We start from the raw sequence: 15,522 nt of genomic DNA on the forward strand, positions 1-15,522 counted from the left end.
AATGAAATTCAGTGAACTCTGGTTACGCGAATGGGTAAATCCAGCCCTGGACAGCGCTGCGCTGTCTGAGCAAATCACCATGGCCGGTCTGGAAGTGGACGGCGTGGACCCGGTTGCTGGCGCTTTCCACGGCGTGGTGATCGGTGAAGTGGTCGAGTGCGGTCAGCATCCAAATGCCGACAAACTGCGCGTTACCAAAATCAATGTCGGTGGCGATCGCCTGCTGGACATCGTCTGTGGCGCGCCGAATTGCCGTCAGGGTCTGAAAGTGGCTGTTGCCACCGTTGGCGCAGTCTTGCCGGGCGATTTCAAAATCAAAGCCGCAAAACTGCGCGGTGAGCCGTCAGAAGGCATGCTGTGCTCATTCTCGGAGCTGGGTATTTCCGACGATCACAGTGGCATTATTGAATTACCGGCTGATGCGCCGATTGGCACTGATATCCGCAGCTATTTGCAGCTTGATGACAACACCATCGAAATCAGCGTCACCCCAAACCGCGCCGATTGCCTTGGCATTATAGGTATCGCGCGTGATGTCGCGGTGTTGAATGGCTTGCCGTTGACTGCGCCAGCGATTGAGCCAGTCAAAGCGACCATCAACGATACTTTCCCGATTCGCGTTGATGCCACCGCAGCATGCCCACGTTATTTAGGCCGTGTAGTCAAAGGCATCAATGTGAAAGCCGCGACACCACTGTGGATGCGCGAAAAACTGCGTCGTTGCGGCATTCGCTCCATCGATCCAGTGGTTGATATCACCAACTATGTGCTGCTGGAACTCGGCCAACCGATGCATGCCTTCGATCTTGATCGCCTTGACGGCGGTATCGTGGTGCGCATGGCGAAAGAGGGCGAAGCGCTGAAGTTGCTGGATGGCACTGAAGCCAAACTCAGCGGCGACACGCTGGTGATCGCCGATCATCACAAAGCGCTGGCGATGGGCGGCATCTTCGGTGGCGAGCATTCGGGTGTGAATGAAGAAACTCAGAACGTGCTGTTTGAGTGCGCCTACTTTGATCCGCTGGCGATTACCGGCCGCGCACGCCGTCAGGGCTTGCACACCGATGCATCACATCGCTACGAGCGCGGTGTCGATCCGGCCTTGCAGCACAAGGCGATCGAACGCGCTACCCAGCTGCTGCTGGACATCTGTGGCGGCGATGCGGGCCCGGTTATCGATCAAACCGACGCCAGCGCATTGCCGCCGCGCGCCACGATCACGCTGCGCCGTGAAAAGCTGGATCGTTTGATTGGTCACGTGATTGCCGATGAGCAGGTCACCGATATTCTGACCCGTCTCGGTTGTGAAGTGACGGTTGGCGCAGGCGAATGGCAGGCAGTAGCGCCAAGCTGGCGTTTCGATATGGCAATTGAAGAAGATCTGGTGGAAGAAGTGGCGCGCGTGTACGGCTACAACAACATCCCAGATGTGCCCGTCAAAGCCAGCCTGATCATGACTCAGCATCGCGAAGCCAATTTATCGCTGAAGCGTGCGAAAAATATGCTGGTCGATAAAGGTTATCAGGAAGCCATCACCTACAGCTTCGTTGATCCAAAAATTCAGCAACTGCTGCATCCGGGTGAAGAAGCGCTGATTCTGCCAAGCCCGATTTCGAGCGATATGTCCGCTATGCGCCTGTCGCTTTGGACCGGTTTGCTCGGCGCGGTGATGTACAACCAAAACCGTCAGCAAGGCCGTGTACGCCTGTTTGAGAGCGGTTTACGCTTTGTGCCTGATACTCAGGCCGATCTCGGCATCCGTCAGGATCTTATGCTAGCGGGCGTTTTAAGCGGTAATCGCTATGAAGAGCATTGGGATCTGGCGCGCCAGACGGTTGACTTCTATGATTTGAAAGGCGATTTAGAATCGGTATTGGATTTGACCGGTAAACTTGATGCAATTTCCTTCCGTGCCGAAGCCAATCCGGCGCTGCATCCAGGACAAAGCGCTGCAATTTATTTACACGGCGAACGAATCGGATTTAGCGGGGTGGTTCATCCGGAGCTGGAACGTAAGCTGGATCTTAACGGTCGCACCTTAGTGTTTGAACTGCTTTGGAATAAGGTCGCAGACCGCGTCCTGCCTGATGCGGGAGAGATTTCTCGCTTCCCGGCAAACCGCCGCGATATCGCTGTGGTAGTGGCTGAAAACGTGCCCGCAGCAGATATCATTGCGGAGTGTAAGAAAGTTGGCGTAAATCAGGTAGTTGGCGTAAACTTGTTTGACGTGTACCGTGGTAAGGGCGTAAACGAGGGTGAAAAGAGCCTTGCGATTAGCCTGATTTTGCAGGATACCAGCCGGACACTCGAAGAAGAGGAGATTGCCGCGACCGTTGCCAAATGCGTTGCGGCATTAAAAGAGCGATTCCAGGCAACCTTGAGGGATTGAACCTATGGCGCTTACAAAAGCTGAAATGTCAGAGTACCTGTTTGAAAAACTCGGGTTGAGCAAACGCGATGCCAAAGAGTTGGTTGAACTTTTTTTTGAAGAAGTTCGCCGCGCGTTGGAAAACGGAGAACAGGTAAAACTGTCCGGATTTGGTAATTTTGATCTGCGTGACAAAAACCAACGTCCGGGCCGTAACCCGAAGACGGGGGAAGATATTCCTATCACCGCTCGCCGTGTGGTGACGTTCCGTCCGGGACAGAAGTTGAAAAGTCGCGTCGAGAATGCGACACCCAAGGATGCTGACTAATTTCAGTACGACAAAAAGGCCGCTTAGCGGCCTTTTTTTTGTCTAAAATTTGGCCTTTCTTCATGATTTATCCACGATGTAAGGATTTCGTAAGTATGCGGAAAATAAGCTGAAAATCGGTGCTTGCCGATAGTGACGGGCGCAACGCATTTGTTATAACAGCGCCATCACAAAACAAGAGGTTTCCGCTGATGAAGAAAACAGCACTTTTATTAAGCATCCTTTTAGGCATGCCGCTGCTGGCTAGTGCCAATGTTTCCGTTAACATCAACACACCGGGCGTATCGATTCATATCGGCGATCAGGATAAGCGTGGCTATTATTGGGATGGCTACGACTGGCGTGCGCCAACGTGGTGGAAGCAGCATCACAACCAGCGCATCGGCACCAAAGGCCCGCACGGTTACTGGAACGGCAACGGCTGGCAGTCACAGCATCCGGGAAACGGCCCGCATCGTGACAACAAGCCGCAGCCGCATCATGAGCCAGAGCGTCATGATCAACATGACAATCAGCAACGTGATAACCACGGCCAGCCAATTCCTCCGCATCGATAAAGCCTCACAAGCGGCGTCATCCGTACGCCGCTTTCTTTTTGCTGTAATCCCACTACAATCAAATCTCTGTTTTCTCAGCCAATCTTTTCTATGACTCTGCTGGATCAGCTTGCCTCGCAGGCAAATCGCCGCAACCAACGCTGGCTTATGGTACTCGGTGCACTGGTCGCGCTGCTGATTGTGCTCAGCCTATGCGCCGGTGACAGCTGGATTTCCCCCACACAATGGTTTTCGGCCAATAGCGACCTGTTTGTCTGGCAACTGCGTCTACCACGTACGCTGGCGGTGCTACTGGTGGGTGCCGCGTTGGCAGTGTGCGGCGTGGTCATGCAGGCACTTTTCAATAATCCGCTAGCCGAACCCGGTTTGCTGGGCGTTTCTAACGGCGCAGGAATTGGTTTGGTGTTGGGCGTCATGCTCGGCAACGGTTCGCTGTGGAGTCTGGCGCTGGCGGCGATGGCGGGTGCGTTACTCATCACCTTGATTCTGCTGCATTTCGCGCATAAACAATTATCGGTGAGTCGATTGCTTCTGACTGGCGTGGCGCTCGGCATTATCTGTAGCGCCATCATGACGTGGGCGGTGTACTTTAGCACCAGCCTCGATCTGCGCCAGTTAATGTACTGGATGATGGGCGGATTCAGCGGCATTGATTGGCGCTATGGCGGCATGATGCTGGCGCTAGTGCCGGTGACAATCATGTTGATTGCCGCTGCGCGCACCTTGAATTTATTGGCACTGGGTGAAACCTCGGCACGTCAGCTAGGATTGCCGCTGCTGCTGTGGCGCAATTTACTGGTGCTGGCGATGGGTTGGCTGGTTGGCGTCAGCGTGGCGATGGCTGGCGCGATTGGTTTTGTCGGATTGGTGATCCCACATTTGTTGCGCCTGAGCGGCTTTAGCGATCATCGCTATTTGTTGCCGGCGGCAGCGCTGGCCGGTGCGGCGGTGCTGTTGGGCGCGGATATCATCGCGCGCTTAGTGCTGACTTCCGCCGAGTTGCCGATTGGCGTGGTGACCGCCACACTCGGCGCGCCGCTGTTTATCGTGTTATTAATGAAATCTTCGCGCTAGCGTTGGCTGGCACCTTGTTATCAACAACAGGAATCGACTATGAGCATCTATCAAACTGAACTGGTTACGCTGGACGGTGATAAAACCACATTGGCAGAATACGAAGGCAAAGTGCTGTTGGTGGTGAATGTGGCGTCCAAATGCGGCTTGACGGCGCAATATGAACAGTTGGAGTCGCTACAAAAAGCCTGGCAGGATAAAAATTTCAGCGTGTTGGGTTTCCCTTGCAACCAGTTCCTCGAGCAAGAGCCTGGCAGCAACGAAGAGATCAAAACGTTTTGCAGTACTACCTACGGCGTGACTTTCCCGATGTTCGATAAAACCGACGTCAACGGTGCGCAGCGTCATCCGCTGTACGCGCAATTAACCGCTGCGCAACCGGTGGCACAACGTCCAGAAGGGAGCGGTTTCCTGGAGCGCATGGAGAGCAAAGGCCGTGCACCAAAAGCGCCTGGCGATATTCTGTGGAACTTCGAGAAGTTTCTCATCAACAAACAGGGCAAAGTGGTTGCGCGCTTCTCCCCCGATATGACGCCGGATGATCCGATTATCCTGAAAAGCGTTGAGCAGGCGCTGGCGGAATAAATGCTGTTGCAGTGTCAGGGAGCGAGCGTCGCAGGGCGTTTGGCTCCCGTTAATCTCCAGGTCAATGCCGGTAAACTGATCCATGTGGTTGGCCCGAATGGCGCAGGTAAAAGTACGCTGCTCAATCTGCTTGCGGGTTTGCTGCCGGGCCACGGGAAGGTGGAACTCGCTGGGCAACCGTTGGCGGTGTTGAGTGGCGGGGCGTTGGCGCAATTGCGTGCCTGGTTGCCACAACAGCAAATGGCGCCGGGACAAATGCCGGTTTGGCATTATCTGCGAATGCACCTTGGTGCAGTAACGGCATCAATTGATAACGTATTAAGCGATGTGTTAGCGCAATTGAGTTTGCAGGACAAACTCACGCGCAGTTTGATGCAGCTCTCCGGTGGCGAATGGCAACGTGTGCGGCTGGCGGCGGTGGTGTTGCAGATTCATCCGGCCATCAATCCGCGTGGCAAACTGCTGTTGCTCGATGAACCGATGAGTGCGCTGGATGTGGCGCAACAGCGCGCAGTGGATAAGCTACTGACTGAGTTGTGTCGCAGTGGCTTGGCCATTGTTGCCAGCGGCCACGATCTCAATCACAGCCTGCGCCATGCCGATCGTGTGTGGTTAATGCATCACGGTGCTGTCGTCCAACAAGGTAACGCGCAAGAGGTGTTGACCGCTGCGCAGTTAACCCCAATCTATCAAACCCCGTTTCAACAAATCGTAACGGAACAAGGTCCGCTGCTGTTTATTCCCTGAGAGATTATTGCGCAGCGTGATGTTTTGCCGCTAAAGTGTCAGCCGGGCAAAGTATTAAGGATAACGCTGATGCGGCTAACAATTGTGATTCTGGCGCTGTTGCTGGCTGGCTGTAGCCATCATGCGCCGCCGCCGAATGGACGCCTGTCCGACTCCATCACCGTTATTGCGCAACTGAATGAGCAACTGAGCCGCTGGCGCGGTACGCCGTATCGTTACGGCGGTTTAAGCCGTGGCGGTGTTGATTGTTCTGGCTTTGTTTATCTTACCTTCCGCGATAAATTCGACATGCAATTACCGCGTTCAACCATCGATCAAACGGATATTGGTTCGCGTATCGACAAAGACGATCTGTTGCCTGGCGATCTGGTGTTCTTCAAAACCGGCAGCGGGGAAAATGGTTTGCATGTCGGAATTTATGACACCGATAACACCTTTATTCATGCCTCTACCAGCCAGGGCGTGATTCGCTCATCGCTGGATAATGTTTACTGGCGCAAAGTATTTTGGCAGGCACGTCGCATCTAGCATGAGGTGATGCGGCGAATAAAAGCATGAAAAAAGAATGGTTATTCTGCCCTGAATTAAATCTGAATCCTGCCGATATTTAACTATCATTTAGAATGGCACTTTACCTGCCATCAATTTAATACTAAAAATAAAGCTAAATTTATTTAATTGGTATGGACATTAACCCCGGCTATTTGGCTTAAGTATTATTTAAGACTTAAAACGCGGTAATAGAACAAAAAACGCCACCTCTTCTAACGTTTGGTCCTATTGCCTGCATGTTTTGGTTGATATACGATGCGCCAATTGCCATTGCATCTGGCTTGTAAAATGAAAGTCCATTTGTCCGCCGACTATCAGTCGGAAACCTGGTTTTATCCAGTATATTCATTGACGGGCCAGCTGACCGCGGTTGAGCTGGTGACGCAATTTGTCCATGATAGTGCGCCGATTACGTTGCCGCAGGATTTGCTGTTGCCGCAATTAGATGACGCGCAGCAATTACGCTTGCTACAGAGCCAGCTTTCATTGCTGGAAAAGTACCGCGACTTTTTTGAGTTGAATCAGATTATCGCTTTGGTTCGTATTGATGATTCAATGGCAACGACGCTTTTATCCAGTGAGTTTTTGTTAAGAAAATTCAAACAAATTCCTTTTATTGTTTTGGATATCAGCGAAACGTTTCCGCAATTATCATTAGGAAAAGCGCAACCGTTGTTGGCGGCATTGCAGCAAGAATTTCGGTTATCGCTTTCTCAATTTGGTGCCGGAAAAGCACCGGCAACAGCGGTCTACGATAATCTGTTTAGCGTATTAAAGTTGGATAAAACCTTTATTCAAGGCTTAGCCAAGCGCGCCTCATTTACGCCTTTTATTCAGACGGTTATCGATAATTTTTCCGATTTTGCCCAGCAAATTATTATTTGTGGCGTTGACGATAATCTGTTGTTAGACAAAATGACCACGTTAAACGGTGCGCACCTGCAAGGTAGCCTGTTCCCGGTGGTCAAAGCGGAACGTTTAAACGATCTGATCTATTCGGACCTGAATCTCCACACGCCTTCTCAGCAGTAATCCTTTCACCTGTCTTCCGCACAGCGTCAGCGTTACACTATTGCTTATCTTAAAAACTCAATGCTGGTGCTCTGCTTAAGCGCACCTTCAGGAGTCTCGATGCAATTTAGCAATAGCTGGCAGCAAGAACTTCCCGGATTCTACACCGCACTGGCCCCAACGCCGCTCGAAGGCGGTAAGCTTTTCTATCACAACGCACCGCTGGCGGCTGAAATGGGCCTGGATGAAGCGCTGTTTAATGGCGACGGACACGGCGTGTGGTCGGGACGCGAATTGTTGCCCGGCATGTCGCCGCTAGCGCAGGTATATAGCGGTCATCAATTTGGCGTGTGGGCCGGACAACTCGGCGATGGGCGCGGCATTTTGCTGGGCGAGCAACAATTGGCGAACGGTCGCAAGCTGGACTGGCATCTAAAAGGGGCTGGATTGACGCCGTATTCGCGTATGGGCGATGGTCGCGCGGTGATTCGCTCCAGCGTGCGTGAATTCCTCGCCTCCGAAGCGTTGCAACATTTAGGGATCCCGACCACACGCGCCTTAGCATTAGCCATTGGCGATGAACCGGTGCTACGAGAAACCCAGGAACGCGGTGCGATGTTAATGCGCATTGCCGAAAGTCATCTGCGTTTTGGCCACTTCGAGCATTTTTATTATGGTGGTGAGCCGGAAAAAGTACGCATGCTGGCGGATTACGCAATTCGCCATCACTGGCCGCAGTGGCAGGATGATGCCGATCGTTATCTGTTGTGGTTCACTGACATTGTAAAACGCACTGCCAGTTTGATCGCACATTGGCAAAGCGTGGGCTTTGCGCATGGGGTGATGAACACCGATAACATGTCGATTCTCGGATTGACGCTGGATTACGGCCCATTCGGTTTCCTCGATGATTATCAGCCCGGTTACATCTGCAATCACAGTGATTATCAAGGCCGCTATGCCTTCGAAAACCAGCCAATGATCGGTTTATGGAACCTTAACCGATTGGCCCACGCGTTATCCGGTTTGCTGACCACCGAGCAACTTAAGCAAGCGCTTAGTCAGTATGAAAATGAATTGATGCGGGTTTGGGGCGAGAAAATGCGTGCCAAACTCGGCTTACTCACTGCCGATGCTAACGACAACACCATTTTGACTGGCTTGCTGGGATTAATGACGCAAGAACGCAGCGATTACACGCTGACTTTCCGCTTACTCAGCGACGTGCAGCAACAAGAAGCCCGTTCGCCACTGCGCGATGAGTTTATTGATCGTGCGGCCTTTGATGCGTGGTACGACAGCTATCGTCAACGCTTGTTGCAAGATCAGGCCAGTGATGAACAGCGTCAGCATGTGATGAAAGCGGCCAATCCGGCGCTGGTGTTGCGCAACTATCTGGCGCAGCAGGTGATTGAAGAAGTAGAAAACGGCGAAACGGCGGGGCTGGAAAAACTGCATCTGGCGTTACAGCAGCCATTTAGTGATGTAGCCGTTAGCGCGGAGTTGCGCCAACGGCCGCCAGAGTGGGGCAAAACGCTGGAAGTCAGTTGCTCCAGCTAAAAGTTAGTTGAAACGGCTGTCGACAGCGGCAGCCAGTTTCGCCAGCACTTCGGCGCTGTCTTCCCAACCGAGGCACGGATCGGTGATCGATTGACCGTAAGTCAACGCTTCACCGCTCACCACTTTCTGATTACCTTCTTGCAAGAAACTCTCAATCATCACACCCGCCACGGCGCGCGAACCGGCGCGAATTTGTGCTGCCACATCATCCGCAACATCACGCTGACGGCGATGCTGTTTCAGGCAATTGCCATGACTGAAGTCGATCACCAATTGCTCCGGCAAATTGAAGTCGCGCAAATTCGACGCCGCTGCCGCCACATCTTCAGCGTGATAATTAGGCTGACGACCGCCGCGCAGAATCACGTGACCATGTGGATTGCCGCTGGTTTGGTAAATCGTCATCTGACCGTTTTTGTCCGGTGACAAGAACATATGGCTGGCGCGTGAGGCGCGAATCGCATCTACCGCGATCTGTACGTTGCCATCGGTACCATTTTTAAATCCTACCGGGCAGGAAAGTGCTGACGCCATTTCACGGTGAATCTGGCTTTCGGTGGTACGCGCGCCAATTGCGCCCCAGCTGATCAAATCGGCAATAAACTGGCCGATCACCATATCGAGAAACTCAGTGGCGGTGGGCATGCCAAGCGCGTTGATATCCAACAGCAGTTTGCGCGCAATGGCGATGCCGCGATTCACATCGTAGCTGCCATCCAGGTCAGGATCGGAGATCAAACCTTTCCAGCCCACTACCGTACGCGGCTTTTCAAAGTAAGCGCGCATCACGATTTCCAGGCGATCTTTATGCTGCTCGCGCAATGCGTTTAAACGTTGCGCATATTCCAAAGCCGCTACTGGATCGTGCAGTGAGCACGGACCAATCACCACCAATAAGCGTGGGTCTTCGCCGGTCAGGATGCGCGCAATGCGCTGGCGCGCAGCGGTAACGTTGGCGGCAATATCCGCCGAAATAGGGTGTTCCTGCGCGAGGGCCGCCGGGGTTAACAGGCTGCCGATGCGCGCAGTACGCAGTTCATCAGTCTTGTTCATGGGAAATCTCAAAATTTTGTTCTTCGCAGCGGTGAAATACCGGGAAGTGATGGTGGTCACAATAAACCATTAGTCCGCGAATTCAACCGGCTAAAAACAAAGGAGATGAAATAATACGGAAGCTAGGCTTTACATGATGATTACAGCGTGATGAGGTCACCATAAATGGTGATCCTACGAAAACCGGACTCAGCATTTGTAGGGGCGCCATTTATGGTGACCAATAGAAAAACTCAATACATGCTGCGGCGCAGGCCCATGATATCGAGGATCTTGGTGGCGATCTCTTCAACCGAATAGTTGGTACTGTTGAGATAGCGGATTTGATTGGTGCGGAACAGCGCTTCAACTTCACCCACTTCGAGACGACATTGGCGCAGCGAGGCATAACGGGTGTTTTCCGCGCGCTCTTGACGAATCGCCGCCAAACGTTCCGGATCGATGGTCAAGCCAAATAGCTTATGTTGATGCGCGCGCAATGCCGGTGGCAATTTCAGGTTATCCATATCATCAGCAATAAACGGGTAGTTGGCAGCGCGCACGCCGAACTGCATCGCCAGATATAAGCTGGTGGGCGTTTTACCGCAGCGCGATACGCCCAGCAGAATCACTTGTGCATCTTCCAGACCGCGCAGCGAAATGCCGTCGTCATGCGCGAGGGTGTAATCGATCGCCGCGATACGTGCGTCATATTTGCCAAGGTTGCTGGCGGTTAAACCGTGCGTGCGGTGCGCCACCGGCATTGACGCCACGCCCAATTCGCTCTGCAACGGCGCAACCAGTGCCTGCACGATATCCTGACAAAAGCCTTCGCTCTCCAGAATAATTTCGCGCACATCGGGCGTCACAATCGAGAAGAACACCAGCGGACGCACGCCACTCTGCTGATACAGCGCATTGATTTGCGCTTTAACCGCTTGGGCACGCTGCACATTTTCGACAAAAGGCAAGGTTACACTGTTGGTGATCACCGGGAATTGCGATAACACCGCGTGCCCCAATACTTCGGCGGTGATGGCGGTGCCGTCAGAAATGTAGAACACGCTGCGTTCTGTGCTCATAGCGAAAAGCCCTCTTATGTCTGCCTGATCTATTGATGCCAACATTTCATTTTCATCATGATTAAAATGAAATGTCCATATTGATTGCTATCGGATTCACTAAGTTGAATACGCTAATAACCCATATTAGATGAAAAGCTGTTTTGAAAAGGATTATTTGCGCGCACTTTCGTTATCGCGCACAAAATAAAGTGTCAGCGTGTTGCGCAACAAAAATCAATCGCTAACCCTCTGAAATCGGGAAAAATATCGTTAGAGCAGTCCGTTAGCGTTAAATAATCGATTTGCGCAACACGATTTATTCCAGGTACTAATCCGATTTTGCTTTTCTTTTCCTGCTTTAACGATTCAACACTTAGTCTTTATTTATGGGTTGTGCCAAGCTGTTTGAGCGTATAGCAAAATGTTACATGTGTTCCTATCATTTAAAAGGATACTTTCAATGTCCAATCAAGACCAACAGTCGCTAGTGCTCTGGTACAACCAGCTTGGCATGCATGATGTTGATCGCGTGGGAGGCAAGAATGCTTCTCTCGGAGAAATGATTACTAATTTGTCGTCGCTGGGTGTTTCCGTGCCAAACGGTTATGCGACCACATCTTACGCATTTAATCTTTTTCTCGATCAAAGCGGACTGAACCAGCGTATTTATGAATTGCTGGATAAAACGGATGTTGATGATGTTGCTGAGCTGGCTCAAGCCGGTAAACAAATTCGTCAATGGGTGGTGGATACGCCATTCCAGCCAGAGCTGGAAGAGGCGATTCGCGCCGCCTATGAACAACTCTCTGCTGATGATGCCGACGCCTCGTTTGCGGTGCGCTCTTCCGCCACCGCCGAGGATATGCCTGATGCCTCGTTCGCCGGTCAGCAAGAGACTTTCCTTAACGTGCAGGGTTATGACGCGGTGATCATTGCGGTTAAGCACGTTTTTGCTTCCTTATTTAACGATCGCGCGATTTCCTACCGTGTGCATCAGGGCTACGACCATCGCGGTGTGGCTTTGTCTGCCGGTATTCAGCGCATGGTGCGATCGGATCTCGCCTCGTCGGGCGTGATGTTCACCATTGATACCGAATCGGGCTTTGATCAGGTGGTATTTATCACCTCCGCCTTTGGTTTGGGAGAAATGGTGGTGCAGGGCGCGGTCAACCCGGACGAATTCTATGTGCACAAACCGACGCTGGCAGCCAATCGACCGGCGATTGTGCGCCGCACCATGGGCTCGAAAAAGCTGCGCATGGTGTATGCCGATTCGCAGGAGCATGGCGAGCAGGTGCGCATTGAAGATGTCGATCAACAGCAGCGCGATCGCTTCAGTTTGACGGACGACGAAGTGCAGGCGCTGGCGCGTCAGGCGGTGCTGATTGAACAGCACTACAAACGCCCGATGGATATTGAGTGGGCCAAAGACGGCCACACCGGCAAGCTGTTTATCGTGCAGGCGCGTCCAGAAACCGTGCGCTCTAACGGCCAGGTGATGGAGCGTTACACCTTGCAGGGTAAAGGCAAAGTGGTAGTAGAAGGCCGCGCGATCGGCCATCGCATTGGCGCGGGTGAAGTGAAAGTGATTCACGACATCAGCGAAATGCACCGCATTGAAAAAGGCGATGTGCTGGTGACCGACATGACCGATCCCGATTGGGAACCGATCATGAAGAAAGCGTCGGCTATCGTTACCAACCGAGGTGGACGCACCTGCCACGCGGCGATCATTGCACGCGAGCTTGGCATTCCAGCCGTGGTTGGCTGCGGCGACGCGACCGATCACTTGAAAGATGGTGCCAAAGTCACGGTTTCCTGTGCTGAAGGTGATACCGGCTATGTTTATAACGACCTGCTAGACTTTGAAGTCACCAGCTCGCAGGTCGATACCATGCCGGATCTGCCGCTGAAAATCATGATGAACATCGGTAACCCGGATCGCGCCTTTGATTTTGCCTGCTTGCCGAATGAAGGCGTGGGATTGGCGCGTCTGGAGTTCATCATTAACCGCATGATTGGCGTGCACCCGAAAGCGTTACTGGAGTTTGATCAGCAGACGCCAGAATTGCAGCAACAGATTCGCCAAATGATGAAAGGTTTTGATGATCCGGTCGAGTTCTACGTGGCGCGTCTGACTGAAGGGATCGCCACGCTGGGTGCGGCTTTTGCGCCGAAGCGTGTGATCGTGCGTTTGTCGGACTTCAAAACCAACGAATACGCCAATCTGGTCGGCGGCGAACGTTATGAGCCAGAAGAAGAGAACCCAATGTTGGGCTTCCGTGGTGCCGGTCGTTACGTGGCCGACAACTTCCGCGATTGCTTCAAACTCGAGTGTGATGCGGTAAAACGCGTACGCAATGAGATGGGGCTTACCAACGTTGAGATCATGATTCCGTTCGTGCGTACCGTTGATCAGGCTGAAGCGGTAGTCGCCGAGTTGGCTAAAAATGGTCTGAAACGTGGTGAGAACGGTTTGAAGGTGATCATGATGTGTGAGATCCCTTCCAACGCTTTGCTGGCGGAACAGTTCCTCGAACATTTCGATGGCTTCTCCATCGGCTCAAACGACATGACGCAGCTGGCGCTTGGCCTTGACCGCGATTCTGGTGTGGTGTCGGCGCTGTTTGATGAGCGCAACGATGCGGTGAAAGCGCTGTTGTCGATGTCTATCAAGGCGGCGAAAAAGCAGGGCAAATACGTTGGGATTTGTGGGCAAGGCCCGTCAGATCATCAGGACTTCGCTGCCTGGTTGATGGAGCAGGGCATTGATAGCCTGTCGCTCAATCCCGATACCGTGGTTGAAACCTGGCTGGGTTTAGCGGAATTGAACAACGCTAAGCACTAAGCAGTAATTTAAGGCACCTTAGAGACGAATCTACTGTGTCTTAACTGAAATCACCAAGGCCAGCATTGCTGGCCTTTTCTTTTTGCCGGAAAAAGGCCAAAAAAAAGCCCATCACAGGGGATGGGCAAAGACTACACACAGCAATTCTTCACTTTACTCAGGGGAATAAGGTTGTTTAAAAATCAGTAGCTTGATTCCAAACATACGAAACATGTTATTCATCAGGCCTGCTGGCGTCTTTAAGAATCCTCTTATTAGTTTAAAGCTGATAATCTTTCGTGGTCATTTTCTTAGGGTTTCACCCATGATTCAGTTTGAAAAATAATCATTCCGTTAGCGAAACCTTCCTAAAGCGCCGAAATTTGCGTTTTTTCTTAAAAATCGCTTATGAAAAAAATTATTAATACAGGTAAATAGAGGTTGGCGCTGAAGTGGTATTAGACGGGTTAAAGTAAGGCCAGTGATAAATGGATAAAAAAAGGTCGTCATTAATGACGACCCATTTAAAAAGTCATGTTTATGGCTGTTCTTCTTCGTGCTCGGCAAGTGCTTCAATCGCGGTTTGCATATCATCATCCGGTTCTGGTGCTTCATGCATCCACACGCTGACCAGACGATATGAGACCGCCAGCACTACCGGGCCGATAAACAAGCCGATCATGCCAAAGGCAATCAAGCCGCCAATAACGCCGGACAGGATCAGGATCATCGGCAAATCTGCGCCCATACGAATCAGCATCGGACGCAATACGCTGTCCAGTGTTCCCACCACGCAGCTCCATACCAGCAGTACCGTGCCCCACGTGGTGTCGCCGCTCCAGTAAAGCCAGATAATCGCGGGCACCAGCACCACTAACGGACCCAATTGCACCAGGCAGGTGAGAATCATCAATACCGTTAACAGCGTTGCGTAAGGAATGCCGGAAACAGCTAAGCCAATGCCGCCAAGAACGCCTTGCACCAGCGCCGTCACCACCACGCCGAGTGCCACTGCGCGAATCGCTTGTCCCGCCAGCAATACCGCTGCATCGCCGCGACGTCCGCTCATGCGATAGGCAAAGTGGCGAATACCGTGTCCGACTTGTTCGCCACGCCAATACAGCAACACGCTAAACAGCAGCATCACGAACAGATGCATCATAAAGCGGCCAAAGTGTCCGGCCTGCGCCACGAAGAAGCCGGTGGTGCGACCAATATAAGGCTGCACCTGATTGAGAATGGCTGAGCCGCCGCCATCGACTAATTTGTGATAGCTGGAATAAAGTTTGTTGCCGGCGTAGGGAATGTCGCGTAACCAGGCAAAATCGGGCATCACTAAATGGCGTTGCGTCGCCCAGGCAATCACTGGCGCGCTGTTATCAATCAGGCTGCTGACTAGCAGGGCAATAGGGAAGATAAATAGCAGTAACAGTAAAATTGACATGGCGATCACCGCCAGCGAGCGTTTTCCCCACAATAGATGTTGCAGGCGAATCATCAGCGGCCAGGTGGCAATCACCACCATGCTGGCCCAAGCGAAGCCGAGAATAAACGGCTGCACCACCCACAGACAGGCGATGATCATGATCAGAATGAACATCAGCGAAAACAACATTTGCGGTAAATCCATACCGCGTTGCAGGCTTTTCATCACAACGGTTAACCTCAATTGAATCCTTCAGAGTGGCGCTGAACAGCGCCTTAACAATGATGATCCATTTCCTGAAAATTAAACAGGAAAAGCAGCGGCGGCTACGCGGTTTCCTGAAAAAACAGCAGGCAGCAAAAAAATATGATAAAACCAAGGGCTGAAAAAA

General features: G+C 52.1%; 14 protein-coding genes and 1 other RNA gene. 11 read left to right on the forward strand and 4 right to left on the reverse strand.

All coding sequences use genetic code 11. The annotated features are described in order from the left end of the window. The first annotated feature begins 1 nt into the window (after position 1). The 9 genes from pheT to ACPUC7_RS13265 all read left to right on the forward strand — a co-directional run bounded on the left by pheT (position 2) and on the right by ACPUC7_RS13265 (position 8,782). Positions 2-2,389 carry a phenylalanine--tRNA ligase subunit beta gene (gene pheT / locus ACPUC7_RS13225; RefSeq protein ID WP_494923255.1) on the forward strand — a complete coding sequence of 796 codons (2,388 nt, stop codon included), beginning with the start codon at positions 2-4 and terminating at the stop codon, positions 2,387-2,389. A 4-nt stretch (positions 2,390-2,393) separates the two neighbouring features. After that, a complete protein-coding gene (ihfA, locus tag ACPUC7_RS13230) occupies positions 2,394-2,696 on the forward strand; it encodes an integration host factor subunit alpha (RefSeq protein ID WP_007892687.1) in 303 nt (100 codons plus the stop codon). A gap of 191 nt (positions 2,697-2,887) precedes the next feature. Beyond that, positions 2,888-3,253, forward strand: coding sequence for a DUF2502 domain-containing protein (locus tag ACPUC7_RS13235; RefSeq protein ID WP_494923256.1), 366 nt, complete (start codon positions 2,888-2,890; stop codon positions 3,251-3,253). Between the two features lie 90 nt (positions 3,254-3,343). Then, complete coding sequence (gene btuC, locus ACPUC7_RS13240; RefSeq protein WP_494923257.1) at positions 3,344-4,327, forward strand: vitamin B12 ABC transporter permease BtuC; 984 nt, start codon at positions 3,344-3,346, stop codon at positions 4,325-4,327. Positions 4,328-4,366: 39 nt separating this feature from the next. Further along, positions 4,367-4,912: a glutathione peroxidase gene (locus ACPUC7_RS13245; protein ID WP_494923258.1), complete on the forward strand. Its 546-nt coding sequence runs from the start codon at positions 4,367-4,369 to the stop codon at positions 4,910-4,912. Next, positions 4,913-5,659 carry a vitamin B12 ABC transporter ATP-binding protein BtuD gene (gene btuD / locus ACPUC7_RS13250; protein ID WP_494923259.1) on the forward strand — a complete coding sequence of 249 codons (747 nt, stop codon included), beginning with the start codon at positions 4,913-4,915 and terminating at the stop codon, positions 5,657-5,659. A 69-nt stretch (positions 5,660-5,728) separates the two neighbouring features. Further along, the gene (locus ACPUC7_RS13255) at positions 5,729-6,187 is read left to right on the forward strand and encodes an NlpC/P60 family protein (protein WP_494923260.1); all 459 of its coding nucleotides are present in this window, start codon (positions 5,729-5,731) and stop codon (positions 6,185-6,187) included. A 312-nt stretch (positions 6,188-6,499) separates the two neighbouring features. After that, positions 6,500-7,243 (forward strand): EAL domain-containing protein, encoded by a 744-nt coding sequence (locus ACPUC7_RS13260; RefSeq protein ID WP_494923262.1) that lies wholly within the window; start codon positions 6,500-6,502, stop codon positions 7,241-7,243. 99 nt (positions 7,244-7,342) lie between these two features. Continuing rightward, entirely contained in the window at positions 7,343-8,782 is a 1,440-nt protein-coding gene (locus tag ACPUC7_RS13265; RefSeq protein ID WP_494923263.1) for a protein adenylyltransferase SelO, read from the forward strand. A gap of 3 nt (positions 8,783-8,785) precedes the next feature. Here ACPUC7_RS13265 and ACPUC7_RS13270 read toward each other — a convergent pair whose 3' ends face one another. Both ACPUC7_RS13270 and ppsR read right to left on the reverse strand, forming a co-directional pair. Then, positions 8,786-9,835 carry a 3-deoxy-7-phosphoheptulonate synthase gene (locus ACPUC7_RS13270; protein ID WP_494923264.1) on the reverse strand — a complete coding sequence of 350 codons (1,050 nt, stop codon included), beginning with the start codon at positions 9,833-9,835 and terminating at the stop codon, positions 8,786-8,788. Positions 9,836-10,068: 233 nt separating this feature from the next. Next, positions 10,069-10,896, reverse strand: coding sequence for a posphoenolpyruvate synthetase regulatory kinase/phosphorylase PpsR (ppsR, locus tag ACPUC7_RS13275; protein WP_343554361.1), 828 nt, complete (start codon positions 10,894-10,896; stop codon positions 10,069-10,071). Between the two features lie 442 nt (positions 10,897-11,338). Between ppsR and ppsA the strand changes: the two genes are divergently transcribed. Continuing rightward, entirely contained in the window at positions 11,339-13,726 is a 2,388-nt protein-coding gene (gene ppsA / locus ACPUC7_RS13280; protein WP_494923265.1) for a phosphoenolpyruvate synthase, read from the forward strand. Between the two features lie 96 nt (positions 13,727-13,822). Here ppsA and rprA read toward each other — a convergent pair. Further along, positions 13,823-13,930: antisense sRNA RprA (gene rprA, locus ACPUC7_RS13285), an RNA gene on the reverse strand. A 313-nt stretch (positions 13,931-14,243) separates the two neighbouring features. Next, positions 14,244-15,356 (reverse strand): AI-2E family transporter YdiK, encoded by a 1,113-nt coding sequence (gene ydiK / locus ACPUC7_RS13290; protein ID WP_494923419.1) that lies wholly within the window; start codon positions 15,354-15,356, stop codon positions 14,244-14,246. Between the two features lie 32 nt (positions 15,357-15,388). On the opposite strand from ydiK, the gene ACPUC7_RS13295 reads away from it, so the two are divergent. Beyond that, positions 15,389-15,517: a hypothetical protein gene (locus ACPUC7_RS13295; protein ID WP_343554359.1), complete on the forward strand. Its 129-nt coding sequence runs from the start codon at positions 15,389-15,391 to the stop codon at positions 15,515-15,517. Positions 15,518-15,522: the final 5 nt, after the last annotated feature.

The sequence above is a fragment of the Pantoea sp. CFCC18179 genome (assembly GCF_059412405.1).